This is a genomic window from Rhizobium sp. Leaf371 (genome assembly GCF_001424045.1).
Taxonomy (GTDB): Bacteria; Pseudomonadota; Alphaproteobacteria; order Rhizobiales; family Rhizobiaceae; genus Ferranicluibacter.
Genome location: NZ_LMQB01000012.1, coordinates 136,393 through 162,302, shown reverse-complemented (window position 1 = coordinate 162,302; position 25,910 = coordinate 136,393). Strand labels below are relative to the sequence as shown.

The window sequence follows — 25,910 nt, the reverse complement described above, 5'->3', positions numbered from 1 at the left end:
GCGGTTGCCGCATGCCCCTTCGCCCCGCGCGCGGGGAGAAGGTGCCGGCCAAGCGGATGAGGGGCAAGCCACAACCGCCCCTCCCCCAAAACCCTACCGAATGCGGGGCAGCTGCTCCCACTGGTGGAACGGCGGCGGCGAAGAGAGCTGCCATTCGAGCGTGTTGGCACCCTCGCCCCACGGATTGTCGCCGGCGAGGCGCTTCTTGGCGAAGGCTTCCCAGACGCCGTAGAGGAAGATCAGCACGCCGAAGGCCGAGATGTAGGAGCCGATCGACGAGACGTAGTTCCAGCCCGCGAACGCATCGGGATAGTCGATATAGCGGCGCGGCATGCCGGCGAGGCCGAGGAAATGCTGCGGGAAGAACACGAGGTTCACCCCGATGAACATGACCCAGAAGTGCAGCTTGCCGATGAACTCGTTGTACATGTAGCCGCTCATCTTCGGGAACCAGTAGTACCAGCCGGCGAAAATGGCGAAGACGGCGCCCAGCGAGAGGACGTAGTGGAAGTGGGCGACGACGTAATAGGTGTCGTGCAGGGCGCGGTCGAGACCGGCATTCGCCAGCTGGACGCCGGTGACGCCGCCGACCGTGAACAGGAAGATGAAGCCGATCGCCCAGACCATCGGCGTCGCGAAGCGGATGGACCCGCCCCACATCGTCGCGATCCAGGAGAAGATCTTCACGCCCGTGGGAATGGCGATGACCATGGTGGCGAACACGAAGTAGCGCTGCGTGTCGAGCGACATGCCGACCGTGTACATGTGGTGCGCCCAGACGATGAAGCCGACGGCGCCGATCGCCACCATCGCATAGGCCATGCCGAGATAGCCGAAGATCGGCTTGCGCGAGAAGGTCGACACGATGTGGCTGACGATGCCGAAGCCGGGCAGGATCAGAATGTAGACTTCCGGGTGACCGAAGAACCAGAACAGGTGCTGGAACAGGATCGGGTCGCCGCCGCCTTCGGGTGCGAAGAAGGACGTGCCGAAATTGCGGTCGGTCAGCAGCATGGTGATGCCGCCGGCGAGAACGGGCAGCGACAGGAGCAGCAGGAAGGCGGTGATCAGCACCGACCAGGCAAACAGCGGCATCTTGTGCAGCGTCATGCCCGGTGCGCGCATGTTGAGGATGGTGGTGATGAAGTTGATCGCGCCGAGGATCGAGGAGGCGCCGGCGATGTGCAGGCCGAGGATCACGAGATCCATGGCGGGCCCCGGTTGTCCCGATGTCGAGAACGGCGGATAGATCGTCCAGCCCCCGCCCGCGCCATAGCCGCCGGCCGGACCTTCCACGAACATGGAGAGGAGGACGAGAAGGAAGGCCGGAATGATCAGCCAGAAGGAGATGTTGTTCATGCGCGGGAAGGCCATGTCCGGCGCGCCGATCATGATCGGCACCATCCAGTTGGCGAAACCGCCGATCATCGCCGGCATGACCATGAAGAAGATCATGATCAGCGCATGCGCGGTCGTGAACACGTTGTACATATGCTTGCCGCCGTCGATGGCGGCGTCGCCCTCGAAGCCGTAGACCATGGAGGCCAGACCGTGGAAGATCTGGATGCCCGGCTCCTGCAGCTCGGCGCGCATGAACACCGACAGCGTGCCGCCGATGATGCCCGCGAAGATCGCGAAGATCAGGTAGAGCGTGCCGATGTCCTTGTGGTTGGTGGACAGGAACCAGCGCTGGAAGAAGGTCAGCGGCTTGTGGGCGTGGTCATCATGCGCGTGGTCGAGCGAATGATCGTGAAGGTGATCGGTATGCGCGGTTGTTCCGGCCATTGTTTCCAGCTCCCCGAATTACTGTGCTGCGGCGGCGGCGACGTCGGTCGTCTTCACCGCATCGACGGAGGCCATCAGGGCCTTGTTGGCGTCGCCGATATTGGCGGCAGCGGCGGTCAGCCAGGTGTCGTATTGCTGCTGGCTGACGACGCGGATGGCGATCGGCATGAAGGCGTGGTCCTTGCCGCAGAGCTCGGAACACTGGCCGTAATAGAGACCCTCGCGATCGGCCTTGAACCAGGTCTCGTTGAGACGGCCGGGCACGGCATCGATCTTGACGCCGAAGGCCGGCATGGCGAAGGCGTGGATGACGTCGGCGGCGGTCACGAGCACGCGCACCGTCTTGCCGACGGGCACGACGACCTCGTTGTCGACGGCGAGCAGACGCGGATAGGCGTCCTTGTCTTCCTTGCCGAGCGCCGCGCGGTCCTCTTCCTTCATCAGCAGGCTGTCGAAGGAGAGCGGGGTTTGCCCGACTTCATATTCGTAGGACCAGTACCACTGGTTGCCCGTCGCCTTGAGCGTCAGGTCCGGATTGGCCGGCGGGGTCAGCTGCGCGGTCAGGAGCTGGAAGGAGGGAATGGCCAGGAACAGCAGGACCACGACGGGGCCGACGGTCCAGGCGATCTCGATCGCCGTGTTGTGGCTGGTGCGCGAGGGAACCGGGTTCACCTTCTCGCGGAACTTCACGACCACGACGACCAGCAGCGCCAGCACGAACAGCGTGATCGGGATGATGAACCACAGCGTGTAATGCTCGAACCAGGTGACCTCTTCCATGATGCCGGTCGCGGCCGCCTGGAAGTTGGTCTGCCATGCAACCGGCTTGTCCGCGAGCGCCGTGCCCGCGGAAAGCAGACAGCTTGCCGCCGTCACACATGCCGCGAGACCCGCAAAAGCCTTGTTTCTCACCATTCGTAATTCCCCTCTCCATCCCGCTTTCGCCGGATCGAACGATCTCCGCCCTTTACAGCGCTTCAAACCACAGTTTGACCAGAGCCGCAACATCTGTCCATGCACCGCGGGCAACGGTCTCGTCCTCGTGCGCAGAATGCCACAGAACGACCGCTGCCGCCACCGGGAGACGCGGCTTGTCCATGCGGCATTTTGCGCAGGCCTCCGGGCTGGCACGCGATCCGGGCCGGGGACCTTTGAGCGATCCGGGCCGGGGACCCTCGAGCGATTCGGGCCGGCATGGCGGCAGAGGTGGACAGGGCGGGCCCCTGCGGGATAGAAGACGGGGAGATAGCGGAACAGAGGATGCCGGAGACGTGATGTGGGGGCGCGTGCATCGTGAGAACGCGGGTCGTATTTCCGCCACACCGCGCTCTGATAGAACGTCGCCTGGAACGTCATTTGAACCTATCGGGCCATCGACGCCTTTTCTCGTGTCTTCGACGGGACAGGGAAGACGTCGGACGGCACAAGACGCGCCTCGCCCCCACAGGGGTTTCATTCGGCCCCTCCGGGGGTTTTCATTTCCGGGCCGGCCCTTCAAGAATAGCCGGACTGATTCGGTATTTTGAGGTTTTCATGGGCCTGTCCCCGCTTTTTCGCCCGTCGATCATCGGAGCTGCCCTCGCTCTGGCGTTGCCTCTGGTCTTCCTGCCCGTGAGCGCCATGGCGCAGCAGACGCCGGCCGCCCCCGGCACGGTCAAGTCGAACCACGGCGCCTGGTCGATCGTCTGCGACCAGCCGGCCGGCGCGTCTGCCGAACAATGCGCGCTGATGCAGAACGTGATCGCCGAGGACCGGCCGGAAGTCGGCCTGTCGGTGGTGGTGCTGAAGACGGCCGACCGCAAGGCGAAGATCCTGCGCGTGCTCGCGCCGCTCGGCGTGCTGCTGCCGAACGGTCTCGGTCTGAACGTCGACGGCAAGGATATCGGCCGCGCCTATTTCGTCCGTTGCTTCTCCGATGGCTGCTATGCCGAGGTGGTGCTGGAGGAAGAGCTGCTGAAGACCTTCCGGTCCGGCGCGACCGCGACCTTCATCGTCTTCCAGTCGCCCGAGGAAGGCATCGGCATTCCCGTCGATCTCAAGGGCTTCGGCGAAGGCTACGACGCGCTGCCGTAAGAGGCGCGCCCTGCCCGCTCCACTTGGGCCCCTCCGCTTGGGCCCCTCCGTTCGGCCCCCCGCTCGGCTCCTCCGCCTTGCCTCTCCCCCGGCGCGTGCCTACATAGCGGCTTCACACTGTCTGACGGAGATGCTCCATGAACACCGATCTCATCACCCTGTTCGATGGCGACGAGGCGGCGGTGCGGCGCATTCTGGCCGAGACGCTGCAGGGCGCCGACGACGGCGAGCTGTTTCTCGAGCACATCCAGTCCGAATCGCTCTCCTTCGACAATGGCCGCTTGAAGGGCGGTAGCTTCAACACCGACCAGGGTTTTGGCCTGCGCGCGGTGGCGGGCGAGGCGGTCGGATATGCGCATTCCGGCGATCTCTCCGTGGCTGCGCTGAAGCGCGCCTCGGATGCCGTCTCCGCCGTCACGCGCGGCTATAGCGGCACCTATGCCGCCGCACCGCAGAAGACCAACCGCAAGCTTTATGGCGACGAGAACCCGATCGGCGAGCCGAGCTTCGAGGCGAAGGTCGCGCTTCTTTCGAACATCGACGCCTATGTCAGGGCGAAAGACCCGAAGGTGCGGCAGGTCACCGCCTCGATCGCCGCCAGCTGGCAGGTGGTCGATATCCTGCGCGCCGATGGCGAGCATGTTCAGGATATCCGGCCGATGACGCGGGTCAACGTCTCCGTCGTCGTCGGCGACGGCGACAAGCAGGAGGCCGGCTCCTACGGCTTTGGCGGGCGGCGCGGTTTCGGCGATCTGATCGCCGGCGAGACCTGGCGCTATGGGGCCGACGAGGCGCTGCGGCAGGCGCTGGTCAATCTCGAGGCGATCGACACGCCGGCCGGCACCATGGACGTGGTGCTGTCGTCGGGCTGGCCGGGCGTCATGCTGCATGAAGCGGTCGGCCATGGGCTCGAAGGCGATTTCAACCGCAAGAAGACCTCCGCCTTTGCCGGCCTGATCGGCGAGCAGGTGGCGGCCAAGGGCGTGACCGTGGTGGACGACGGCACAATCGAATCCCGCCGGGGTTCGCTGACCGTCGACGACGAAGGCACGCCTTCCGCCTACAACGTGCTGATCGACGACGGAAAACTGGTCGGCTACATGCAGGACCGGCAGAATGCCCGCCTGATGGGCATGCAGGCCACCGGCAACGGCCGGCGCGAATCCTATTCCCACGTGCCGATGCCGCGTATGACCAACACCTATATGCTGGCCGGCGACAAGACGCCGGAAGAGATCATCGCCTCGGTGAAGAAGGGCATCTATGCCGTGTCCTTCGGCGGCGGTCAGGTGGACATCACCTCCGGCAAGTTCGTGTTCGGCTGCACCGAGGCCTATCTGATCGAGAACGGCAAGGTCGGCGCGCCGGTCAAGGGCGCCATGCTGATCGGCAACGGGCCGGATGCGATGAAGCGCATCACCATGATCGGCAACGACATGCAGCTCGACACCGGCATGGGCAATTGCGGCAAGGGCGGACAATGGGTGCCCGTCGGCGTCGGCCAGCCGCATCTGCGCATGAACGACATGACCGTCGGCGGCACGCAGGCCTGATCGGCCTCGCGCTTCCGGCCTCAGTCCTCGAACCTCTGGCATGCTCCCGCTAAAAAAGCGTTTTATTTCAGGCGGAAGGCATGATGCTTCCGCCTGACGTCTCTCCTCCCCCCACGGAACTTTCCCGCGTCGTTTCAGTTGACGATGGTCAAATCCGGACAGTGCGTCCGGGCAGCAAGGAGAGACATCATGGGACGCGGCATTCTGCTCTGGCTTCTGGGGATTCCGATCCCGATCATCATCCTGATCATGCTGTTCGTGCGCTAGGAGGCGGAGATGGCAAAGCCTCTCACCGCCGTCCTTCCCGCGGCGGCCGCTTCCGTGTCGTCGGCGGAATCCGCCAAGTCCGCCGTCAGCTGGGGTGCGATCTTCGCAGGCGCCGTCGCGGCGTCGGCCCTGACCCTGCTTCTCACTCTGCTCGGCTCGGGCCTCGGCCTCAGCGTTGCCTCCCCGTTCGGCAATGACGGCCCGTCGGTCACGACCTTCGCCGTCTCCGCTGCCGTCTGGATCGTCATCGTGCAATGGCTGTCCTCGGCCTTCGGCGGCTACATGACCGGACGTCTGCGCACCAAATGGAGCGGCATCCACAATGACGAGGCGTTCTTCCGCGACACCGCGCACGGCATTCTCGCCTGGGCGATCGCGACGCTGGTCGCCGCCGGCCTGCTCGGCTCGGTCGTGTCGTCCACCATCGGCACCGGCGTGCAGGCTGCGGCCTCGCTGACCGGCACCGCGGCCGCGACCACGATGGGTGCAGCGGCAACCTCCGACAGCGCCGGCAATGCGACGTCCTATTTCGTGGACACGCTGCTGCGCCCGGCCGATCCGCGCACGGGCCAGGGGGGCCCGAACGGCACCGACGCGACGTCCGAAGTCTCCCGCATCCTGATGAACGGCGCGACGACCGGCACGATCCCGGAAGGTGACCGCACCTATCTGTCGCAGCTGATCGCCGCACGCACAGGCCTTTCGGAGGCCGATGCCAATAGCCGCGTCGACAGCGTGCTGAAGAGCATCGAGGATGCGAAGACGGCGGCGGCGGATGCGGCGGAAACGGCCCGCAAGGCCAGCGCCACCACCGCCCTCATCGGCGCCGTGTCGCTCTTGATCGGCGCCATCTGCGCTGGCATCGGGGCTGCTCTCGGCGGTCGCCAGCGCGACGACGACAATCTCTATATCCGTCGCTAACACCCTGGAATGAAACGACGATCAGGCGGGCCGCGACTGCGGCCCGTTTGCGTATCCGGCATTTGCCGCCCCGCCGTTCAGGGAGCCTTTACCCCATGGGCCCTACACTCGCCGGCGTCACCAGCGGGAGTGTCGGCGGTCGTGAAGCGGTTGATCAAAAGAGGCGTCATTGCCGGCGGGCTGGCGGTTGCGCGCGGGCTTTCGGCAGGGGGGCTGATGCGCGGTGCGCGCGGGCGCGGGGCGATCTTTACGCTGCATCATGTGCGGCCGTTCGTTCCCGCGGTGTTTTCACCGAATGCGCATCTCGAGATCACGCCGCAATCGCTCGACGCGGCCCTCTCGCGGCTGAAACGGGACGGCTACAGGTTCATCGCGCTCGCCGATCTTCCCGCGCATCTCGCGAGCGACGACCGGAGGCCGGTTGCCGTCTTCACGCTCGACGATGCCTATCGCGACAATCTCGACCATGCCGCCCCGGTCTTCGTCCATCATGGCGCGCCCTTCACGGTATTTGCGACGGAGGGCTTCGTCAAACGCACGCACAGCCTCTGGTGGGAGACGCTGGCGGCGCTGCTGCAGGAAAAGCCCTGGCTGATCTTCGAATTCGAGGACTGGCCGGAGCGCATCCATCTTCAGACGCCGCAGCAGATGCAGACGGCGTTCGCGCGCTTTGCCGATTTCGTGCAGTCCGGCGACGAGGCGGCGGCCGTTGCCGAAATCGACCGCGTCGCCCGTGCCGAAGGGCTCGATCCGCTGGCGCTGACCGACCGGCTGACGCTGGATGCGGCGGGGCTGGAGGCGCTCGCCCGCCTGCCGGGCGCCTCCATCGGGGCGCACACGGTCAGCCACCGGGCGCTGGCGCGCTTGTCCGACGCGGATGCCGAGGCCGAGATCGTGCGGTCGGTCGAGGCCGTCGAGGCCATCACGGGCATTCGCCCCTCGAGCTTCGCCTATCCCTATGGCGACAGGCGGGCCGTCTCGGCGCGCGACATGCGGCTGGCCGGCGGCCACGGGCTCGTCGCGGTCACGACCCGGCCCGGCACGCTCGCGACCGATGCCGACCTGACCGCCCTTCCCCGCATCTCGATCAACGGCCATTTCCAGGCGCCGGGCGATGTCGCGGCGCTTGCCTCGGGCATTCCGTTTCGCCTGATGAAAGCTCGCTGACGCCTCAAGGGTACATGCGCACCTTGGACCAGTCGCCGGCCGTCTCGGGGCGGCGGAACTCGATGCGGTCGTGGAGGCGGAAGGCGCCGTCCTTCCAGAACTCGATGGAGACCGGGCGGATGCGGAACCCGGACCAATAGGCCGGGCGCGCGATCTCGCCGATCGGGTGGCGCGCGGTGAACTCGGCAACCGCCTTTTCCAGCGCGAACCGGCTTTCGAGCGGGCGCGACTGTTTCGACGCCCAGGCGCCGATGCGGCTGCCGCGGGCGCGCGACTGAAAGTAAGCGTCTGCTTCCTCATCACCGACGATCTCGACCGTCCCGCGCAGGCGCACCTGCCGGCGCAGGCTCTTCCAGTGAAAACACATGGCGGCCTTGCGGGTCGCCAGGATCTCGCGGCCCTTCTGGCTTTCGAAATTGGTGTAGAAGACGAAGCCGTCGGCGTCGAAATCCTTCAAAAGCACCATGCGCACGTTGGGAAGGCCATCCGGATCGACGGTGGCGAGCGCGACCGCGTTGGGATCGTTGATCTCGCTCTTCTTCGCCTCCTCCAGCCAGCTGCCAAAGAGCGTAAATGGTTCATTTTCCTCGGTGAAGTCACCAGTTGTTAACCGGGTTTCCGTCATAATTCAGTTTCCAATGCAGGCTGCCGATGCTGACTTCGAACGTAAGCCCCGGACATGCCGTTTCGAGCGACACCGCATTCATTTCGAGTTCGACAGGGTGACCGTGAAAGACATAGCAAAACGCGTCTGCGACACCAAGCTCTTCTCCCGATCCGCCGGCGCGCTTTTTGGCCGCATCGCCGGGGCGGCGACGCTTGGTCTCTGCGTCGTCGGGCTTTCCGGCTGCATGGGCAACGGCATCGGGCTCGGTGACGCGGCCGGCGTCGACAGTGTGCGCACGGGCTCCGTCCCCGCACCGGCCAGCCCGGCCATGGTCGATGCGGCCGCCGTACAGACGGCAGTCTCGACGGCCGACGTGACCGAGGTCACCCAGAACCCCATTCCCTGGGCCAATGCGCAATCCGGCAGCGCCGGCGTGATTTCCAGCATCGAGGAACAGACCGTCGGGGCGATGGTGTGCCGCCGCTTCACCACGACGCGCCACTCCTATCAGGGCATTGCCAAGTTCGACGGCAATACCTGCCGGACGGGCGACGGCGACTGGACGCTGACCAGCTTCGGGCCCCGGAGCTGAATCACCGAACGGCCCTTCCTCCGCAAACGCTTTCTTAACCCTGTGCGGATGTAAACGGCCGCGTTTCCAAGGGATAAACCTGTCCTTAAGGGCCTTCTTTTCATGATCGCTGCCGGCAATGGCGAACCCGCCGTCGCTGGAGGATCATGATGAAAATGTCGATGCAGGACCCCTATACCGTCCTCGGCGTCCGCCGCAATGCAGGCCCCGACGAGATCAAGGCCGCCTGGCGCGCCGTGGCCAAGGCCGTTCATCCCGACCAGAATCGCGAAGATCCGCACGCCACCGCCCGCTTTGCCGAGGCCGGCCGCGCCTATGAGGTCCTGAAGGACCCGCAGATGCGCAATCGCTACGACCAGGCGCGCCGCGACGCCGATCTGCGCCGCATGGAAGACATGAAGCGCCGCGCCGACCGTTCGCGCGCGCCCGAACAGCCCGTGGGTCCGGAGACGGCCGAAGAGGCGGTCTCGCGCATCTTCGGCACCGAGGACGGCAAGCCCGAGGCGGCCCGCGCCCAGCCACCGCGGCCGGCAGCCCCCCGCCCGGCCGCCCCGCCACGCAGCGAGGCCCCGGCAACCGAGGCGAAAGCTGCGGACGAGGCGACGACGCCCGCCGAGACGACAGCGGATGCCGCTGCACCCGGCGCGCCCGCCGGTCCCGGCATTCTTGCCCGCGCGGCGGCGCCGGCCGCCGAGATCGTCTCCAGCCTTTTCCGCCGGATTCTGCCGCTCACGGGCGAAACCGTCGAGAAGGCCGGGGAACGAACCGGCGAAAAGAGCGCCGAGAAGCCGGCCGCCGATCGCGTGCCCGATCTCGTCTGCGAGGCCGTCGCGACCATCGAGGACATTCTGCAACGCAAGCGCGTGACCGCCACGCTGCCCGACGGGCAGGTGCTGAAGGTGGCGCTGCCGCCCGGCACCACCGATGGCAGCCTGATCCGCCTGCGCGAACAGGGCTACCGCCAGGGCGCGGCCCGCGGCGACGCGCTGGTCGGCATCCGCATCGCGCGGCACGAGCGGTTCCGCGTCGAGGGCACGGACCTGCGCACCACGCTGTTCCTGTCGCTGCACGATGCCGTGCTCGGCTGCACCGCGACGGTGGCGACCGCGACGGGACAGGCGCCGGTCGTCGTTCCCCCTTGGTCCGGCCCCGACAGCCCCATCCGCATCGCCGGCCAGGGCCTTCCGACCGCGGACGGCCGGCGCGGCGACCTGATCGTCGAGCTCAGCCTGACGCTCGGCAAGCGTCCCGACCGGCAACTGATGGACCTGATGCGCAGCCAGCGCGACGGGCTGGTGCTCTGATCCGGTTTCTCCCCGATCAGACCGGATCCCGTCGGACATCCGCCCAACCGCACTGTCGGAGGCGTTCGGCGGAGATATCGCGCGCTGTGTGACAGATGTGTGAGATTCGCGGTGGACACTGACCGTTTGTTACCGCTCCTAACAGTTCCTGATCCTCCCCAAGCTTGAACGCCTTGTAAGCCTATGCCATAGCGAGGCCTCGCAAACCGGACCGACCCTCGCTTACGAGCGGGTGCGGACGCGTTCCGGCACTGTATTTTCAAGCAAGATTTCGACTGGCGCCTGCCGGTCCGATCCAGAGGCATTCGGGGGCAGACACGATGGCGCAGACATCCGGTTTGATGAGTGGAAAGCGCGGCGTGATCATGGGCGTCGCCAACAACAGGTCGATCGCCTGGGGCATCGCCAAGGCGATCCATGCGCAGGGTGCCGAGATCGCCTTCACCTATCAGGGCGATGCGCTGAAGAAGCGCGTCGAGCCGCTCGCGGCCGAACTCGGCGGCATTCTCGCCGGCCATTGCGACGTGTCGGACGAATCGACCATCGACGCCGTGTTCGACCATATCGAGAAGACCTGGGGCAAGATCGACTTCGTCGTCCACGCCATCGGCTTTTCCGACAAGGACGAGCTGACCGGCCGTTACGTCGATACCTCGGCCGACAATTTCGCCAAGACCATGCAGATCTCCGTCTATTCCTTCACCTCGGTTGCGCGCCGCGCGGAAAAGCTGATGACGGACGGCGGCTCGATGCTGACCATGACCTATTACGGCGCCGAGAAGGTCATGCCGAACTACAATGTCATGGGCGTCGCCAAGGCCGCGCTGGAAGCCAGCGTGAAGTATCTCGCGGTCGATCTCGGCCCGAAGAACATCCGCGTCAACGCCATCTCGGCCGGCCCGATCAAGACGCTGGCCGCCTCCGGCATCGGCGACTTCCGCTACATCCTCAAGTGGAACGAATACAATGCGCCGCTGCGCCGCACCGTGACGATCGAAGAGGTCGGCGATGTCGGTCTCTACATGCTGTCCGACCTGTCGCGCTCGGTGACCGGCGAAGTGCATCACGCCGATAGCGGCTATCACGTCGTCGGCATGAAGGCGGTGGACGCGCCGGATATCGCCGTCGTCAAGGACTGACGTTTTCTCCCGATCGGGCAGATCCTGAAGGCCGCCGGCAGGTCCGGCCCATCCGGACGCCCGATCCGCCCTCCCCTGCAGCAGGCATTTCCCGATGTTGATCTACATGATCCGCCACGGCCAGACCGATTGGAACGCGGAAATCCGCCTCCAGGGCCAGAAGGACATTCCGCTGAACGACACCGGCCGTGCGCAGGCGCGCGGCAATGGCCGGGCGCTGGCCGCGATCCTCGGCACCGAGGCGACCGCCTTCGACTATGTGGCAAGCCCGCTCGGGCGGACGCGCGAGACGATGGAACTGCTGCGCGGCGCGATGGGCCTCGACCCCGGCGCCTACCGGACCGACGAGCGCCTGAAGGAGGTTTCCTTCGGCGACTGGGAGGGGTTTACGCTGGAGGAGCTGGAAGCGAGCGTGCCGGAAAAGGTCGCCGAGCGCGAGGCCTCGAAATGGGACTTCATCCCGCCGGGCAGCGATGCCGAGAGCTACGAGATCCTGTCCTGGCGCATCGCCTCCTGGATGAAGGACGTTGCGGTGCCCACCGTCTGCGTCAGCCATGGCGGCGTCATCCGCAGCGTGTTCAAGCTTCTGGGCGCGCTGGCGCCGGAAGAGGCCTCGATGGGCGCGATCCCGCAGGACCGTATCCTGAAGATCGAGAACGGGACGGTCGGCTGGGTCTAGACAGCGGTCCTACTGGACGACTTCGAGATCGTTGATCACGCGCTTGCCATCGACTTCCGTGTAGAACACGACCACCTTGACGCCGGCCTTCAGGCCTTCGAAGTTGAATTCTTCCGGCGCCTGATAGCTCTTTCCGTCATCCAGCGAGAGGCTCAGCCGATCCGTATCGATGCTCGTGATCGTGGCCTCGATATCGGCGCTGTCGGCAAAGGCTGCCAGAGGGGCGAAGAAACTGGCGGTCGCCATCAATGTCGCAACGACGAAACGCATCTGTGTCTCCCTCTTGGCGGTTTGATTCACTGTTCGAATATGATGCAGTTTTTGGGCGTCGATTGTGGCAAAAATTCACCAACCTTGTGACAATCCGATGAGCATGTGACGGCGGAGCCGGTTCCCGAAAACATGGTTAACGAAGGGTTGACGCGATCCGCCCGCCGAACCGGCGCCCGCTTGTGGACATCCAGCTTTCATAAGAAGTTTTTAATCTTCGAGCACTACCCTTGGGCGAGTTCAAAGGGAAGCTGTCTGCATGACGTGGTTTGGGGACAGTGTTCGCGCCAAGGCGGCGATCGCAGGGCGTTTCACGCGCTCCTCGATCGTCCCGTCTCTGTTCGCGATCCTCGCCCTGCTCGCCATCGGCTATGTCTACCAGACGCAGAACAGCGCCAATTTTCGCCAAGCCCTGAAGAGCGACGTGGAAAGCACGCTGAGCCTCGTCGCGGCCCAGATCCAGGCGAACATCGAGAGCAATACCGCCGCCCTCTCCGGTCTCGCCAACGACGTTTCCCTCGACGGCAGCATCTCGCCGGCACGGTTCGAGGCGATCGCCACGCGGATCATGCGGCGCAATCCCGGCATCCGGCGGATCGGCCTGGCGCCGGGCGGGGTGCTCACCCGCGTCATGCCCGCCTGGGAACAGGCGCGGATCGTCGGCACGCGGCTCGACACGTTCTACTCGCAGCGCACGGCATCGCGCCGGGCGCAGACCCATGGCCGCGCCGCGCTCGGCAGCCGGATCATTCTCCCCGACGGCACCGCCGGCTTCGACGTCTATCTTCCCGTCTTCTCCGGTCGCGGCGGCTCGTCCGGCCTCTGGGGTTTCGTCGAGGCGGTGATCGACGAGGAGGCCATCCAGCTCGGCACGACGCTGACGGCGCTGAGCCAACGCGGTAACGCCGCCAGCCGCGTTTCTGCCGGCCCCGTTTCTACCGGCCGCAACACGCCGATCATGCTCGCGATCCGCGACATTTCCGACCCCGACAATATCGGCGACGCCTTCGTCGGGCGGAATGCGACGTTCCAGGCCGAACCCGTACTTCAGGACGTCGCCCTGCCCGGCGGCGCGTGGCAGATCGCCGGCGTGCCCGTCGGCGGCTTCGACCAGACGCCCGACAACGCGCACCGGATCGGCCTGATCCTTCTTCTCTGCGGCATCGTCGTGATCGTCCCGATCGTGCTGACCTTCGGCATGATGGGGGAGCGCCGGCGGGCCGTCGCCGCGCTCGACCGCCGCAACCGCGAATTCGTCGCCATGTCGCAACGGCTCAACCTGGCGCTGGAATGCTCCCGGTTCGGCGTGTGGGAAATCGATCTCGCCACGCGGCAGCGGAGCTGGGACGACCGGATGTACCATCTTCACGGCCTTGCCACGGGCGGCGGGGCGCCCGGGTCCGACGGCTGGAAGGTGCATGTCCATCCCGACGATCTCGACGAGGCCGAGGACGCGCTGACCGAGACGGTGATGTTTCTCGGCCGCTACCAGAGCGACTATCGCGTCGTGCTGCCGACGGGCATCCGCCATATCCGCCACATCGGCGCCGTCAATCTCGGGCCGGATCACCGCAAGACCGTGACGGGCATCAGCTGGGACATCACCGAGGACGTGCACCTGACGGCGGCGCTGCGGGAGGCGAAGGCGCTTGCCGAGGCGCGGACGGCGGAGCTTGCCGCGGCCAAGGACCGGATCGAGCACAATGCGCTGCACGACCCGCTGACCGGGCTCGGCAACCGGCGCATGCTCGACGCCGCCCTCGCCGCCCTGTCCGAGCGCGATCCCACCGCGGCGACCGACGTGGCGCTGCTGCATCTCGATCTCGACCGCTTCAAGCAGATCAACGACACGCTCGGCCATGCCGCGGGCGACGCCATGCTGGTGCATGCCTCGCAGGTGCTGCAGAGCGAGGCCGGCGAAGGCGATCTGGTCGCCCGCATCGGCGGCGACGAATTCATCGTGCTGGTCGAAAATCCCGCATCCGGAGAGCTGGAGGCCCTCTCCGAGCGGATTATCGCACGGATGCGGCAGCCGGTCGATTTCGAGGGCTTTGCCTGCCGCTTCGGCGTCAGCATCGGCATTGCCGTCAGCGACGGGGCGGACGCCGATCTCCGCCGCCTGCTCGTCAATGCCGATATCGCGCTCTACCGCGCCAAGGAAAAGGGCCGCAACCGCTTCGAATTCTTCAGCGAGGCGCTGCAATGCGAGATCGTCAACAACAAGCGCATCGCCGACGAGATTCTCGAGGGCATCGAGAACGACGAGTTCACCGCCTGGTACCAGCCGCAGTTCGATGCGGAAACGCTGACGCTCTGCGGGGTCGAGGCGCTGATCCGCTGGAACCACCCGCGCGAGGGCGTTCTGACGCCGGACAGGTTCCTGTCGATCGCGGAGGACCTGAACGTGGTGGCGACGCTCGACAAGATCGTCATGGAGCGCGCCCTGATCGACCTGATGACGTGGACCGCCGCCGGCATTTCCATGCCCCGGATCTCGGTCAACGTCTCGGCGCGACGGCTGAGCGACGAAACGCTGCTCGCCACCCTTGCCGGCCTCTCGTTCCGGCCGGGGCAGCTCTGCTTCGAACTGGTGGAGGCGATTTTCCTCGATGGCGACGACGAGATGATCACGGCGAACATCGCCGGCATCCTCGCCCTCGGCATCGATATCGAACTGGACGATTTCGGCACCGGCCACACCTCGATCGTCAGCCTGCTGAAGATCAAGCCGAAGCGCCTGAAGATCGACCGGCAGCTCGTCTCGCCCATCATCAACTCGCCGCGCGAACAGGCGCTGGTGCGCGCCATCATCGATATCGGCCGGTCGCTCGGCATCGGCATCGTGGCGGAGGGCGTGGAGACGCTGGCGCATGCGGAAATGCTGGCCGTGCTCGGCTGCGATATCCTGCAGGGCTATGCCTTCTCCAAGCCCGTGACGGCCGAGGACCTGAAGCGCGCCGCCGTCCTGCAATGGGAGCTTGCCTCGTGAAAAGCCGGCCTGGGCGGCCGTGTTTTTCTGCGCAAAGCGTTTCCGCCCGGCAACTTATGCAGTAAGAGTGTCGGCCGAAGAACGGGTGCCGCCAGTTTCGGCCGCCCGCAGCAGACAATGGTTGCCGCAGCATGTCGCATAATACGTTCGGTCATCTCTTTCGCGTCACCACCTGGGGCGAAAGCCACGGCACGGCGCTCGGCTGCGTCGTGGACGGCTGCCCTCCGGGCATCCGCTTCACGCTGCCTGAACTGCAGGCCTGGATGGACAAGCGCAAGCCCGGTCAGTCGCGCTTCGTGACCCAGCGGCGCGAGGACGATCTGGTGCGTGTGCTCTCCGGCGTGATGCCGGATGCCGACGGCGAAACGCTGATCACCACGGGCACGCCGATCTCCATGCTGATCGAGAACACCGACCAGCGCTCCAAGGACTATGGCGAGATCGCGCGGCGCTACCGCCCGGGCCATGCGGACTACACCTACGACGTGAAATACGGCATTCGCGACTATCGCGGCGGCGGGCGCTCGTCCGCCCGCGAAACGGCGGCGCGCGTGGCGGCCGGCGGGCTCGCACGGCGCGTGGTGCCGGGCCTCACCGTGCGCGCGGCGCTCGTGCAGATCGGCCGGCACAAGATCGACCGGGCGAACTGGGACTGGTCGGAGGTCGGCAACAACCCGTTCTTTGCGCCGGACCCGGCCATCGTCCCGGTCTGGGAAGAATATCTCGACGGCATCCGCAAGGCGGGCTCCTCGGTCGGCGCGATCATCGAGGTCGTGGCCGAGGGCGTGCCCGCCGGCATCGGCGCGCCGATCTATGCCAAGCTCGACCAGGACATCGCCTCCAACCTGATGTCGATCAACGCCGTGAAGGGCGTCGAGATCGGCAACGGCTTCGAGGCGGCCGGCATCACCGGCGAGGAAAACGCCGACGAGATGCGGATCGGGCCGGACGGCCAGCCGGTGTTCCTCTCCAATCACGCCGGCGGCATTCTCGGCGGCATTTCCACGGGACAGCCGGTCGTCGCCCGTTTCGCCATCAAGCCGACCTCCTCCATTCTCACCGAGCGCCGCTCGATCGATGCGGACGGCCAGGAGGTGGACGTGCGCACCAAGGGCCGCCACGACCCCTGCGTCGGCATTCGCGCCGTGCCGATCGGCGAGGCCATGGTCGCCTGCGCGATCGCCGATCACTATTTGCGGGACCGCGGCCAGACCGGCCGCCTGAAGTAAGAGGATCTCACTCATGTCCTTCGACCAGAAGCGCGTCGTCGATGCGATCCGGGCCTTCGAGGCCGGCGAAATCGTCGTCGTCACCGATGATGACGGCCGCGAGAACGAGGGCGACCTGATCGTTGCCGCCGTCCACTGCACGGCCGAGAAGATGGCCTTCATCGTGCGCCACACCTCCGGCATCGTCTGCGCCCCCATGCCCAAGGAAGAGGCCAAGCGGCTGAACCTCAACGCGATGGTGGCCGACAATGACAGCGCCCACACCACGGCCTTCACCGTGAGCGTCGATTTCAAGCACGGCACGACGACCGGCATCTCGGCCGACGACCGGACGCTGACCGTGCGCAACCTCGCCAACCCCAATGCGGGCGCGACCGATTTTCTCCGGCCGGGCCATATCTTCCCGCTGGTCTCGCGCGAGGGCGGCGTGCTGATGCGCTCCGGCCATACGGAGGCGGCCGTCGATCTCTGCCGGCTCGCCAGCCTGCCGCTGATCGGCGTCATCTCCGAACTCGTCAACGACAACGGCACCGTGATGCGCGGTCCCGAGGTTTCGGCCTTTGCCGAGGTTCATGGCCTGAAGCAGCTGTCCGTCGCCGATCTCATCGCCTATCGCCAGCGCAAGGAAACGCTGATCAACCGCGGCGACGTCTTCGATATCGAGACGGGCTTCGGCATGGCCAAGGGCCACGCCTTCTCGCTGCCCTGCGATCCGATGCAGCACCTCGCGGTCGTCTTCGGCGATATCCGCGACGGCGTCGATATTCCGGTGCGGCTGCATCTGGAAAATGTCGGGGCGGACGTCTTCGGCCAGGCGCGCCAGCTCGACCGCATCCTGCAGCGCATGTCGGACTATGGCCGCGGCGTCGTCGTCTACCTGCGCGAAGGCTCCGTCGGCGTCGGCGCGTCGCAGACCGCGCGCAAGGGCATGCAGGACCGCGAAGGCCACAGCGAAGCCCAGGCCCGCGACAGCGAATGGCTCGAAATCGGCCTCGGCGCCCAGATTTTGAAGGACCTCGGCATCTCCTCGATCAAACTCCTCTCCACCCGCGAGCGACATTATGTCGGACTGGAAGGGTTCGGGATCGAGATTTCGGAGACGGTGATTTTGTGAGTGAGTGATGGGGCGGCTTCAGAGATCGTTTTCGTATCTGATGGCTGCTTCGATCGCTGCCGGAAGAATCGAGATCACATTCGGTAGAAACTGATCGAGCGTTGCCCAGATCGTTTCAAGATTCAATGTGGAGAAGCCATGCGCAATATGGTTTCTCATCCCCTTCATATCTCGATAGGGGATATGCGGGAACACGTCGGCGAAGGCCGGCTGTTCCTTCAGTATCCGAGCCGAGCACTCCCCCATGATGAGCAGATTGAGAATACAGGCCTGCTGTGTTTTCCTGTCCGCCAAAAATTGCGCATCGTCGAAATCTGCACAAAACTCCTCAGCATCGTGAGCCATTTCCTGCATCAGCAGGAGATGCTCAACCAGACTTGTATCGTTCATACAGGTAGAGCTTCGTTCAAAACCTTTGCGCGTCGCTTTTCCGGTAGCCCTCCCGGCGTCAGCACATGCACTTCCACGCCAAAAAGATCCTCCAGTTCGACTTGCAGGCCGCCCAAATCGAGAAGGGTGGTGCCGGGGCGATCATCGACCAGGAACTCGAGCTCGTCGCTCTCGGCCTCGCTGTTCTCTCCCGCAGCGCCGACAAGACGAGGATTGGACAGGTGGAAGCGGCGCACGAGCGCGTGAATGGCTTCGCGGTGTTTCTCGACGGCGGCGGACGGCTTCATCTTCGATCCTCGGCTTGGACCCATCATACGCGCTCCTCAATATCGCACAACAGATGCCGCTGACATGACGCGGCCCTACCCTCTCGCCCCCTCCAGCCACACGACCTGCTCCACGCCGGCGAAGCGGGCGATGCGGATGAGCTCGGCGTCGAGGCGCGCGTCGCGGCCGGACGAGGCGCGGATGCCCGGTTCCCACCACAGGCGCTTGACCTCCAGCAGGCCCGCCTTGCGGTTGGCCTTCATGTCGATGCGGCCGACGAGGCGGTCGCCTTCGAGCAACGGAAAAACATAGTAGCCGTATTGGCGCTTCGGCTCCGGCACGAAAATCTCGATGCGATAGGAGAAGCCGAACAGGCGCTCGGTGCGGGCGCGATCCCGCAGCAGCGGATCGAACGGGCTGAGGACGCGCAGGCGCGCCGGCGGATCTTCCAGTTCGCCGAGCGTGCCGGGAAAGCCGGCCAGCGCATGGGCGGCGCGCGGGCGGCTGCCGTCGGCGGGCTCGATGACCACGGATTGCAGATCGTGCGCATGGGCGAGCACCCATTGCCGCGCGTCTTCCGGCGAGATCAGCGCGAAGAAGGCGGCGAGCTCGCCATGGGTGGCAAAGCCGAGACGCTCGAGCGCTGCCCGGCAGCACCAGTCGATGAAGGCCTCGCGGTCCACCTCGGCCGCGCGATAGGCCTCGGGGATGACGCGTTCGGTGAGGTCGTAGATCTTCTGGAAACTGTCGCGGCCGGCAATCGCCAGCGTGCCGGTGCGCCAGAGATATTCGAGCGCGGTCTTGGAGGGATGCCAGTTCCACCAGCCGCCGGAGCTGCGGTCCTCGTATTTGAAATCGCGCGCGAGCACGCGCCCGGTCTCGGTGATCTGCCGCAGCGTCTCGTCGAAGACATCCTCGAACCCCGCTTCCCGCCATTTGCGCCAGCGCTCGACCAGCGTCTCCCGTTCGCGGGCGAAGCGGTGCTTCCAGTAGACGAAGAAAGCGCTCGGGATGATCGAGGCGTCGTGGGTCCAGTGCTCGAACAGCGCGCCGTCCGTTTCCAGAAGCGCGGTCAGATGCTCCGGCCTGTAGGTCTGGTTGCGGGCGTGGAGGATCATGTGGTGGGCGCGCTCCACCGTGGAGATGCTGTCGACCTGCACGAAGCCGATCCTGGTGACGAGATCGAGCAGGCCGGCCTTGGTCAGCGCCCGGTTCGGCGCCGAGGCCAAGCCCTGGCGGTTGAGGAAGATGCGGCGGGCATCGCGGTTGGATACGAGAATCGTCATGGGTTTGATCATGCTTTGTTCTGACAAATAATCAACTGCCGGCTGCGACGATACGTCGTTTCCGCACACGCCGTCTTGCCGTGCTGCCGCGTCGCACGCTTGCCTTTCCCCCGGGTTCGCCTATGAACCGGCCATCCGCTGTCAGATCCGAGGAGACGGGATTGGAGATCCGCTTTGCCGATTGCAGTGTCCGCTATGGCGAGACCGTCGCGCTGCAGCCGCTCGACCTGACGCTGACCGAACGGCGGATCGGGGTGATCGGGCTCAACGGATCGGGCAAGACGAGCTTTGCGCGGGCGATCAACGGGCTGGTGAAGCCGAGCCAGGGCCGCGTCACCGTGAACGGGCTCGACACCGTCGCGGATGGCCCGGCCGTGCTCGGCACCGTCGGCTTCATCTTCCAGAACCCGCAGAACCAGCTGATCCTGCCGATCGTCGCCGACGATATCGCACTCGGGCTGAAGAGCCGCGGCGTCGGCAAGGCCGAGGTCGCCGACCGGGTCGCGGCCATTCTTGCGCGCTTCGGCATCGCGCATCTGGCGCGGCGGCGGGTGCATGCGCTGTCGGGCGGCGAGACGCAGCTGGTCGCGATGGCAAGCGTGCTCGTGAGCGCACCCGACATCCTGATCCTCGACGAGCCGACCAACCAGCTGGACCTGAAGAACCGCAAGCGGGTGATCGACACGCTGGAAGGCCTTGAGGAAGCCGCCATCGTCGTCAGCCACGACCTGTCGCTGATCGAGCGTTTCGGCCGCGTGCTCCTCTTCCACGAGGGTCGCCTGATCGCCGACGGGGCGCCGGGCGACGTGGTCAAGGCCTATGAGGCGGTCGCGCTGTGCTGAGGAGCCTGCATATCGACGGCGCGACGCCGCTTCACCGGCTGTCCGTACGCATCAAGCTCGCCGGCCTGTTTCTCGCGAGCCTTGCGATCTTCCTGACCGGCAGTCCGCTGCTTCTCGGCGGCGCCGCCGTGCTGTCGGCGCTGGTCCTTGCCAGCGTCGGGATGTCGTTTTCCGAGGCGGGGTCGCGGCTTTTCTGGCCGTTCGTCTCCATCGCGATCGTGGCCGTCGCCACGGGCGTCTTCGAAGCGCCGCTTCAGGGTCTCGTCGTCCTCCTGCGCTTCGCCACGCTCATTCTGCTCGCCGCGGCCGTCACCGCCTCGACGGAGGTGGGGGATTTCATGGAGGAGATCACCGTCCTGATGCTGCCGTTCGAGCGGCTGGGCCTCGTGAATGCCGCCGATATCGGGCTGGCGCTCGGCCTCGTGCTGCGCTTCGTGCCGGAGATCGCGACGCGCTACGAGAGCCTGCGGGACGCGCATGCGGCGCGCGGCCTGCCCGTGCGGCCGTTGAAGATGCTGGCGCCCTTGATCATCCTGACGCTGAAAGATGCGGACATGATCGCCATGGCCATTGACGCGCGCGGCCTGCGCCGTCAGTAATTCGCGTCCATCAGCAATTCGTGAAAGGAGGGACGATGTCCACACGCGATCTGGTTCTCACTGCCCTGTTTACCGCCATCGTCATCGTCCTCGGCATCATTCCGCCGATCACGCTCGGCTTCATCCCGGTGCCGATCACCGCGCAGTCGATGGGCGTCATGCTGGCCGGCTGCATCATCGGCGCCAAGCGCGGCGCGCTTGCCTATCTCCTCCTCATCCTCATGGTCGCGGTCGGCCTGCCCGTCCTTTCGGGCGGGCGCGGCGGTCTTGCCATTCTCGCCGGCCCGACGGCCGGCTACATCGCGGGCTGGGTCGTCGGCACGTTCGTCACCGGCCTCATCGCCGAGCGGATGGTTCGCGAAAGCCAGAGCGGCGGGCGGCAGATCGCCGGCTTCCTGCTTGCCTCGGTCGTGGGCGGCATCGGCGTCGTCTATCTCATGGGCACGATCTGGCTTTCCATCAACACCGGCATGGGCTTCTTCGCCGCGCTGACAGGCAATGCGGTCTTCCTTCCCGGCGACGCCCTGAAGGCGGGCATCGCGGCACTTGCCGCCCGCGCCGTGCTGGTCGGCTACCCGCTGCTGCCGCAGCGGACGTGAACGCGCAAGGCGGAACAGGCGGCGGGCGCGCACCGCTGCCGCCTGCCCGCCGGACGTCACGCTAACCCGCTCAATACGCTTGTCTATTTTATCCTGAAACCGGTTCCGGTTCGCAGCGTTTTGCGGTAGCTTGCCGCGCATGACAACGATCCTCTTCGAACATCCCATCTTCCTCGAGCATCAGGTGCCCGAGGGTCATCCCGAGCGGCCGGACCGGCTGCGGGCGCTCAATCTGGCGCTGGAGCACGATCGCTTCTCCGACCTCGTCCGGCAAAAGGCACCGCAGGGCAACGAGGATCTCGTCCTGCTCGCCCATCCGGAGGAGCATCTGCGCGCCGTGATGTCGGTGATCCCCGAAGAGGGCATCAACAGCTTCGAGGCCGATACGCATGCAAGCCCCGCCAGCCTGCAGGCGGCCCTGACCGGGATCGGCGGCGCGGTGGCGGCGGTGGATGCCGTCTTCACCGGCAAGGCCGACAATGTCTTCGTCGCCTCGCGGCCGCCCGGCCACCATGCCGAGACGAAGAAGGCCATGGGCTTCTGCTTCTTCAACAATGCCGCCATCGCCGCGCGCCACGCCCAGCGCGTGCACGGCGCCGAGCGCGTGGCGATCGTCGATTGGGACGTGCACCACGGCAACGGCACGCAGGACATCTTCTATGACGATGCCTCCGTGCTCTTCTGCTCGACCCACCAGATGCCGCTCTATCCCGGCACCGGGGCGAAGGACGAGACGGGCACGCACAACACGATCGTCAACGCGCCGCTGTCGCCCGATACGGGCAGCGATCATTTCCGCGAGGCGTTCAAGTCGCGCGTGCTGCCGGCGCTCGAGCGTTTCCGGCCGGATCTCGTCATCATCTCGGCCGGCTTCGACGCCCATCACCGCGATCCGCTGGCGCAGATCAATCTGGTCGGCGACGATTTCGACTGGGCGACCGGGCGGCTGCTCGATATCGCCGGCAAGCATGCCGGCAACCGCATCGTCAGCCTGCTCGAAGGCGGCTATGACCTCGTGGGGCTCGCCGAATCGGCCGGCCTGCATATCCAGCGCCTGATGAGGGGATGACCGACATGGCAAACGACGCACGCACGCAATCGCCGGCCGGCGGATCGGCCAATCCCGCCGCTGCCGCCGCGCCTGCCGATGTGGCCGCCCTCTCTTTCGAGCGGGCGGTGGAGGAGCTGGAATCGATCGTCTCGGCGCTGGAGCGCGGCGATGTCGCGCTCGACCGGTCGATCGAATTCTACGAGCGCGGGGAAGCGTTGAAGAAGCATTGCGAGGCCCTGCTCAACGCGGCGGAAAACCGCATCGAGAAGATCCGTCTCGACCGCACCGGCAAGCCGCAGGGCGTGGAACCGCTCGACGGCGACTGACGCCGGTCAGGCGGCGGCACTTTCCTCACCCGAAGACGGCCGACGGTCGGGCTGAACCTGCGTCGGGGCAGCCGCATCGCGCAGAGACCGGTCCATCAGGGCGGCGAGGTTTTTTCCGTTCCTGGCGACGATCATGCTGAGGTGATTGCCCGAGACGGTGATCCATTCGGCCTGCGGCAGATAGGGCTTCCAGATGCGCGGGGCATCGCAATCGATCGGCGAGCCGGATGTCGAGCCGAAGAAGACGAGCGGCCCGTCATAGAGGCTCGGACGATAGAGACCCTTCATCTGCAGCAGCTGGCGCGCGCGGGCATCGTAGGCGGGCGTGTAGCCGCCTGCCCATTGCGGCGCCTTCAGCGGATAGTCTGGCCGGCGTGGGCTCAGGAAGCGGAAGACGAGCTGATGGCCCCGCCGGGGCGGACTGTGACGGAAGGCGGCCGCCGCAAGATCCTCGCGCAGGGACTGGCCGTCGTTTTCGCCGGGGGCACGCCCCGACCGTCTGTCGCGACGGCGTGTCCGGCCCGCCAGCTTGCCCAGCACCGATTTCGCCTGGCGGGTCACGGTCCTGCGCATCAGCCGGGCCCAGAGGGGCAGCGGCCAGCTGTGATCGTTCTGCGGCGGATCGAGCAGCATCAGCGCCGCGATCGCATCACCCTCAGCCCTTGCCCGCCGCGCAAGCTCCAGCGCCAGCAGGCCTCCGAAGGAGTAGCCCGCGATCCGGTACGGCCCGGTCGGCTGGATGTCCTTGATGGCGCGATAGGCGAGCGCGATCTCGTCCGCGACCGCGGGCGGATCGTTCGCCGGCCGGCCGAAATCGGTGAGCGTGACGCCGTAGATCGCCCCGTCATAGCTCATCGCATCCACGAGATCCTGCGTTTCGAGGAAACAATTGACGCCGCCGGCAAAGAGGAAAAGCGGGCGGGTGTGGTCGCCATCGCGCAACAGCAGGATCTTCTCGCCCGGCTGCACGCGATTGTCCGCGATCGCCTCGACGATGGCACGCGGCGTGCGGGCGCGGTAGAAGAGGTTGACGTCGAGTTCGATGCCGGTGCGCATCCAGAACAGCTTGATCAAAGCCAGCGCCCTGTTGGCGTTCAGGCCCTTGGCCACCAGATCGTCATCCTCGGCAATGGCGCTTCGCATCGTCTGCCCGCAGAGCGCCGTCAGCGTCGTGAGCATCCCGTTTCGCTCCCTGTTCGAACACCGGACATCCGGCCAATATGCGCACCTGTCGCCGCGTCACGCGCGCAAATTACCCGAAAAGACCTACCAAAACCTTGAGCGAAGACGTCAGGATGCGTGTGGTTTCGGCACAGCGGGACCGGCAACATGTCACAACCCGTGCTGGAAATCGTGCCGTCGCGCGGCGTGGCGGATGCATCTTTCCTTCACCGCCTGCTGAACTATGTCTTTTGGAAGACGATCCGTGGGAGAAGGGGATTTCCGATGACGGTTGAGGACAGACAGGCGACGCAACCCGAGCTGAAGCGCGTGATGGGGCCGGCGCTGCTGCTGCTCTTCATCATCGGCGACATTCTCGGCACCGGGATCTATGCGCTGACCGGACAGGTCGCGGGCAAGGTCGGCGGTGTCGTCTGGCTTCCCTTCCTCATCGCCTTTGCCGTCGCGCTGCTCACCGCCTTCAGCTATCTCGAGCTGGTGACGAAATATCCGAAGGCGGCCGGTGCGGCGCTCTATACCCACAAGGCCTTCGGCATTCATTTCCTCACCTTCATCGTCGCCTTCGCGGTGATGTCGTCGGGCATCACCTCGGCTTCCACGGCCGCGCGGGCCTTTTCCGCCAATTTCACCGCGGCGCTCGGGCTCGAGGTCGGCAATGCGATGGTCGTTCTGATCGCGATCCTGTTTCTCGGGCTCGTGGCCGCCATCAACTTTCGCGGCGTCGGGGAGAGCGTGAAGCTCAATGTCGGGCTGACGATGATCGAACTCACCGGCCTGCTGATCATCATCGGCATCGGCTTCTGGGCGATCTTCCACGGCCAGGGCGACGTGTCGCGCATCACGACGTTCACGCCGGCCGGCGACAGCGGCGTGTTCTGGTCGGTCATCGCCGCCACCACGCTCGCCTTCTTCGCCATGGTGGGGTTCGAGGATTCGGTCAACATGGCCGAGGAATGCAAGGATCCGAGCCGGATCTTTCCAAAGGTTCTGCTGACCGGCCTGCTCATCACCGGCGTCATCTACGTGCTCGTCTCCATCGCCGCCATCACGCTGGTGCCGGCCGCCGAACTCAGCGAAGGCGAGACGCCGCTTCTGAAGGTCATCCAGGCCGGGGCGCCCGGATTTCCGATCAGCATCTTCGGCGTGATCACCATGCTCGCGGTCGCCAATTCCGCCCTGATCAACATGATGATGGCAAGCCGGCTGCTCTACGGCATGGCGCGGGAAGACGTCATTCCCGCCGTTCTCGGCCGCGTGCATCACGGGCGCCAGACGCCCTACATCGCCATCGGCTTCACGACGCTGCTGGCCGTCGGCCTCCTCGTCTTCGCCGGGGGCGTCCCCCAGCTCGGCGGCACGACGGCGCTGCTGCTGCTCGGCGTCTTCGCCATCGTCAACATCGCCGTGCTCGTGCTGCGCAAGGATACGGTGGAGCACAAGCACTTCCGCATTCCCACGGTGTTTCCGGTGCTCGGCGCGCTGACCTGCACCTTTCTGGCCGGCCCCTGGACCGGGCGCGACCCGGTTCAATATCTCATCGCCGGCGTGCTTCTCGCCATCGGCGTCGTGCTCTGGTTTGCAACCGTCGGCATCATGCGCCGGACGCAGGCCGCCAGGGCATAAGGCGTAGGGCGTGAGGCGTGGGGCAGGATGCGTGAGGTGCCGAACTTTCGGAGCCG

Annotated in this window: 25 protein-coding genes; 17 read left to right on the top strand and 8 right to left on the bottom strand. The window is 65.8% G+C overall.

Features of this window, described 5'->3' with window-relative positions:
* Window positions 1-93 precede the first annotated feature (93 nt).
* Both ctaD and coxB read right to left on the bottom strand, forming a co-directional pair.
* Window positions 94-1,785: a cytochrome c oxidase subunit I gene (ctaD, locus tag ASG39_RS08765; protein WP_062594628.1), complete on the bottom strand. Its 1,692-nt coding sequence runs from the start codon at window positions 1,783-1,785 to the stop codon at window positions 94-96.
* 18 nt (window positions 1,786-1,803) lie between these two features.
* Entirely contained in the window at window positions 1,804-2,697 is an 894-nt protein-coding gene (gene coxB, locus ASG39_RS08760; RefSeq protein WP_132534912.1) for a cytochrome c oxidase subunit II, read from the bottom strand.
* A gap of 621 nt (window positions 2,698-3,318) precedes the next feature.
* Between coxB and ASG39_RS08755 the strand changes: the two genes are divergently transcribed.
* From ASG39_RS08755 to ASG39_RS08740, 4 genes are all read left to right on the top strand, one after another.
* On the top strand, window positions 3,319-3,858 hold the full coding sequence (locus ASG39_RS08755; RefSeq protein WP_062594626.1) for an invasion associated locus B family protein: 540 nt from the start codon (window positions 3,319-3,321) through the stop codon (window positions 3,856-3,858).
* A gap of 137 nt (window positions 3,859-3,995) precedes the next feature.
* Complete coding sequence (gene tldD, locus ASG39_RS08750) at window positions 3,996-5,411, top strand: metalloprotease TldD (RefSeq protein ID WP_062594625.1); 1,416 nt, start codon at window positions 3,996-3,998, stop codon at window positions 5,409-5,411.
* Between the two features lie 276 nt (window positions 5,412-5,687).
* Window positions 5,688-6,599, top strand: a complete 912-nt coding sequence (locus ASG39_RS08745) for a hypothetical protein (RefSeq protein WP_062594624.1) — start codon at window positions 5,688-5,690, stop codon at window positions 6,597-6,599.
* A 129-nt stretch (window positions 6,600-6,728) separates the two neighbouring features.
* On the top strand, window positions 6,729-7,766 hold the full coding sequence (locus ASG39_RS08740) for a polysaccharide deacetylase family protein (protein ID WP_062594623.1): 1,038 nt from the start codon (window positions 6,729-6,731) through the stop codon (window positions 7,764-7,766).
* 4 nt (window positions 7,767-7,770) lie between these two features.
* Here the strand turns inward: ASG39_RS08740 and pdxH are convergent, their stop codons facing one another.
* Window positions 7,771-8,391: a pyridoxamine 5'-phosphate oxidase gene (pdxH, locus tag ASG39_RS08735; protein ID WP_062594622.1), complete on the bottom strand. Its 621-nt coding sequence runs from the start codon at window positions 8,389-8,391 to the stop codon at window positions 7,771-7,773.
* Between the two features lie 103 nt (window positions 8,392-8,494).
* Here pdxH and ASG39_RS24080 point away from each other — a divergent pair, with 103 nt between their 5' ends.
* From ASG39_RS24080 to ASG39_RS08715, 4 genes are all read left to right on the top strand, one after another.
* On the top strand, window positions 8,495-8,965 hold the full coding sequence (locus ASG39_RS24080; protein ID WP_062594621.1) for an RT0821/Lpp0805 family surface protein: 471 nt from the start codon (window positions 8,495-8,497) through the stop codon (window positions 8,963-8,965).
* Window positions 8,966-9,114: 149 nt separating this feature from the next.
* Window positions 9,115-10,269 carry a DnaJ C-terminal domain-containing protein gene (locus ASG39_RS08725; RefSeq protein ID WP_082477079.1) on the top strand — a complete coding sequence of 385 codons (1,155 nt, stop codon included), beginning with the start codon at window positions 9,115-9,117 and terminating at the stop codon, window positions 10,267-10,269.
* Window positions 10,270-10,589: 320 nt separating this feature from the next.
* The gene (gene fabI / locus ASG39_RS08720) at window positions 10,590-11,408 is read left to right on the top strand and encodes an enoyl-ACP reductase FabI (RefSeq protein ID WP_062469489.1); all 819 of its coding nucleotides are present in this window, start codon (window positions 10,590-10,592) and stop codon (window positions 11,406-11,408) included.
* Between the two features lie 94 nt (window positions 11,409-11,502).
* A complete protein-coding gene (locus ASG39_RS08715; RefSeq protein WP_062594619.1) occupies window positions 11,503-12,087 on the top strand; it encodes a histidine phosphatase family protein in 585 nt (194 codons plus the stop codon).
* A gap of 9 nt (window positions 12,088-12,096) precedes the next feature.
* Here the strand turns inward: ASG39_RS08715 and ASG39_RS08710 are convergent, their stop codons facing one another.
* Window positions 12,097-12,357: a DUF1344 domain-containing protein gene (locus ASG39_RS08710; protein ID WP_062594618.1), complete on the bottom strand. Its 261-nt coding sequence runs from the start codon at window positions 12,355-12,357 to the stop codon at window positions 12,097-12,099.
* A gap of 259 nt (window positions 12,358-12,616) precedes the next feature.
* Here ASG39_RS08710 and ASG39_RS08705 point away from each other — a divergent pair, with 259 nt between their 5' ends.
* The 3 genes from ASG39_RS08705 (at window position 12,617) to ribB (ending at window position 17,689) form a co-directional block, all read left to right on the top strand.
* Window positions 12,617-15,346 carry an EAL domain-containing protein gene (locus tag ASG39_RS08705; RefSeq protein ID WP_062594617.1) on the top strand — a complete coding sequence of 910 codons (2,730 nt, stop codon included), beginning with the start codon at window positions 12,617-12,619 and terminating at the stop codon, window positions 15,344-15,346.
* A 131-nt stretch (window positions 15,347-15,477) separates the two neighbouring features.
* A complete protein-coding gene (gene aroC / locus ASG39_RS08700; protein ID WP_062594616.1) occupies window positions 15,478-16,575 on the top strand; it encodes a chorismate synthase in 1,098 nt (365 codons plus the stop codon).
* Window positions 16,576-16,588: 13 nt separating this feature from the next.
* On the top strand, window positions 16,589-17,689 hold the full coding sequence (ribB, locus tag ASG39_RS08695) for a 3,4-dihydroxy-2-butanone-4-phosphate synthase (RefSeq protein WP_062594615.1): 1,101 nt from the start codon (window positions 16,589-16,591) through the stop codon (window positions 17,687-17,689).
* A gap of 18 nt (window positions 17,690-17,707) precedes the next feature.
* Here ribB and ASG39_RS08690 read toward each other — a convergent pair whose 3' ends face one another.
* From ASG39_RS08690 to ASG39_RS08680, 3 genes are all read right to left on the bottom strand, one after another.
* Complete coding sequence (locus ASG39_RS08690; RefSeq protein WP_062594614.1) at window positions 17,708-18,079, bottom strand: HepT-like ribonuclease domain-containing protein; 372 nt, start codon at window positions 18,077-18,079, stop codon at window positions 17,708-17,710.
* The gene (locus tag ASG39_RS08685) at window positions 18,076-18,366 is read right to left on the bottom strand and encodes a hypothetical protein (protein ID WP_062594613.1); all 291 of its coding nucleotides are present in this window, start codon (window positions 18,364-18,366) and stop codon (window positions 18,076-18,078) included. Before ASG39_RS08685 ends, ASG39_RS08690 begins: the two co-directional genes overlap by 4 nt.
* Window positions 18,367-18,441: 75 nt before the next feature.
* On the bottom strand, window positions 18,442-19,632 hold the full coding sequence (locus ASG39_RS08680; RefSeq protein WP_062594921.1) for a winged helix-turn-helix domain-containing protein: 1,191 nt from the start codon (window positions 19,630-19,632) through the stop codon (window positions 18,442-18,444).
* Window positions 19,633-19,793: 161 nt separating this feature from the next.
* On the opposite strand from ASG39_RS08680, the gene ASG39_RS08675 reads away from it, so the two are divergent.
* The 5 genes from ASG39_RS08675 to ASG39_RS08655 all read left to right on the top strand — a co-directional run bounded on the left by ASG39_RS08675 (window position 19,794) and on the right by ASG39_RS08655 (window position 23,049).
* Window positions 19,794-20,474 (top strand): ABC transporter ATP-binding protein, encoded by a 681-nt coding sequence (locus ASG39_RS08675; protein ID WP_062594612.1) that lies wholly within the window; start codon window positions 19,794-19,796, stop codon window positions 20,472-20,474.
* Complete coding sequence (locus tag ASG39_RS08670) at window positions 20,468-21,073, top strand: energy-coupling factor transporter transmembrane protein EcfT (RefSeq protein WP_156468079.1); 606 nt, start codon at window positions 20,468-20,470, stop codon at window positions 21,071-21,073. Before ASG39_RS08675 ends, ASG39_RS08670 begins: the two co-directional genes overlap by 7 nt.
* A gap of 35 nt (window positions 21,074-21,108) precedes the next feature.
* On the top strand, window positions 21,109-21,672 hold the full coding sequence (locus ASG39_RS08665) for a biotin transporter BioY (RefSeq protein ID WP_062594611.1): 564 nt from the start codon (window positions 21,109-21,111) through the stop codon (window positions 21,670-21,672).
* A gap of 139 nt (window positions 21,673-21,811) precedes the next feature.
* On the top strand, window positions 21,812-22,741 hold the full coding sequence (locus ASG39_RS08660; RefSeq protein WP_062594919.1) for a histone deacetylase family protein: 930 nt from the start codon (window positions 21,812-21,814) through the stop codon (window positions 22,739-22,741).
* Between the two features lie 5 nt (window positions 22,742-22,746).
* Window positions 22,747-23,049: an exodeoxyribonuclease VII small subunit gene (locus ASG39_RS08655; RefSeq protein ID WP_062594918.1), complete on the top strand. Its 303-nt coding sequence runs from the start codon at window positions 22,747-22,749 to the stop codon at window positions 23,047-23,049.
* Between the two features lie 6 nt (window positions 23,050-23,055).
* Here ASG39_RS08655 and ASG39_RS08650 read toward each other — a convergent pair whose 3' ends face one another.
* Window positions 23,056-24,228: a thioesterase domain-containing protein gene (locus ASG39_RS08650; RefSeq protein ID WP_062594610.1), complete on the bottom strand. Its 1,173-nt coding sequence runs from the start codon at window positions 24,226-24,228 to the stop codon at window positions 23,056-23,058.
* Between the two features lie 150 nt (window positions 24,229-24,378).
* Between ASG39_RS08650 and ASG39_RS08645 the strand changes: the two genes are divergently transcribed.
* Complete coding sequence (locus ASG39_RS08645) at window positions 24,379-25,854, top strand: APC family permease (RefSeq protein ID WP_244481183.1); 1,476 nt, start codon at window positions 24,379-24,381, stop codon at window positions 25,852-25,854.
* The last annotated feature ends 56 nt before the right edge of the window (window positions 25,855-25,910 follow it).

Coding starts and splice junctions, on each gene's coding strand:
- ctaD (WP_062594628.1), bottom strand. CDS start 1,785: ATGGCCGGAACAACCGCGCATACCGATCACCTTCACGATCATTCGCTC.
- ASG39_RS08755 (WP_062594626.1), top strand. CDS start 3,319: ATGGGCCTGTCCCCGCTTTTTCGCCCGTCGATCATCGGAGCTGCCCTC.
- tldD (WP_062594625.1), top strand. CDS start 3,996: ATGAACACCGATCTCATCACCCTGTTCGATGGCGACGAGGCGGCGGTG.
- ASG39_RS08745 (WP_062594624.1), top strand. CDS start 5,688: ATGGCAAAGCCTCTCACCGCCGTCCTTCCCGCGGCGGCCGCTTCCGTG.
- pdxH (WP_062594622.1), bottom strand. CDS start 8,391: ATGACGGAAACCCGGTTAACAACTGGTGACTTCACCGAGGAAAATGAA.
- ASG39_RS08725 (WP_082477079.1), top strand. CDS start 9,115: ATGAAAATGTCGATGCAGGACCCCTATACCGTCCTCGGCGTCCGCCGC.
- fabI (WP_062469489.1), top strand. CDS start 10,590: ATGGCGCAGACATCCGGTTTGATGAGTGGAAAGCGCGGCGTGATCATG.
- ASG39_RS08715 (WP_062594619.1), top strand. CDS start 11,503: ATGTTGATCTACATGATCCGCCACGGCCAGACCGATTGGAACGCGGAA.
- ASG39_RS08710 (WP_062594618.1), bottom strand. CDS start 12,357: ATGCGTTTCGTCGTTGCGACATTGATGGCGACCGCCAGTTTCTTCGCC.
- ASG39_RS08705 (WP_062594617.1), top strand. CDS start 12,617: ATGACGTGGTTTGGGGACAGTGTTCGCGCCAAGGCGGCGATCGCAGGG.
- aroC (WP_062594616.1), top strand. CDS start 15,478: ATGTCGCATAATACGTTCGGTCATCTCTTTCGCGTCACCACCTGGGGC.
- ribB (WP_062594615.1), top strand. CDS start 16,589: ATGTCCTTCGACCAGAAGCGCGTCGTCGATGCGATCCGGGCCTTCGAG.
- ASG39_RS08690 (WP_062594614.1), bottom strand. CDS start 18,079: ATGAACGATACAAGTCTGGTTGAGCATCTCCTGCTGATGCAGGAAATG.
- ASG39_RS08685 (WP_062594613.1), bottom strand. CDS start 18,366: ATGAAGCCGTCCGCCGCCGTCGAGAAACACCGCGAAGCCATTCACGCG.
- ASG39_RS08680 (WP_062594921.1), bottom strand. CDS start 19,632: ATGACGATTCTCGTATCCAACCGCGATGCCCGCCGCATCTTCCTCAAC.
- ASG39_RS08665 (WP_062594611.1), top strand. CDS start 21,109: ATGTCCACACGCGATCTGGTTCTCACTGCCCTGTTTACCGCCATCGTC.
- ASG39_RS08660 (WP_062594919.1), top strand. CDS start 21,812: ATGACAACGATCCTCTTCGAACATCCCATCTTCCTCGAGCATCAGGTG.
- ASG39_RS08655 (WP_062594918.1), top strand. CDS start 22,747: ATGGCAAACGACGCACGCACGCAATCGCCGGCCGGCGGATCGGCCAAT.
- ASG39_RS08650 (WP_062594610.1), bottom strand. CDS start 24,228: ATGCTCACGACGCTGACGGCGCTCTGCGGGCAGACGATGCGAAGCGCC.
- ASG39_RS08645 (WP_244481183.1), top strand. CDS start 24,379: ATGTCACAACCCGTGCTGGAAATCGTGCCGTCGCGCGGCGTGGCGGAT.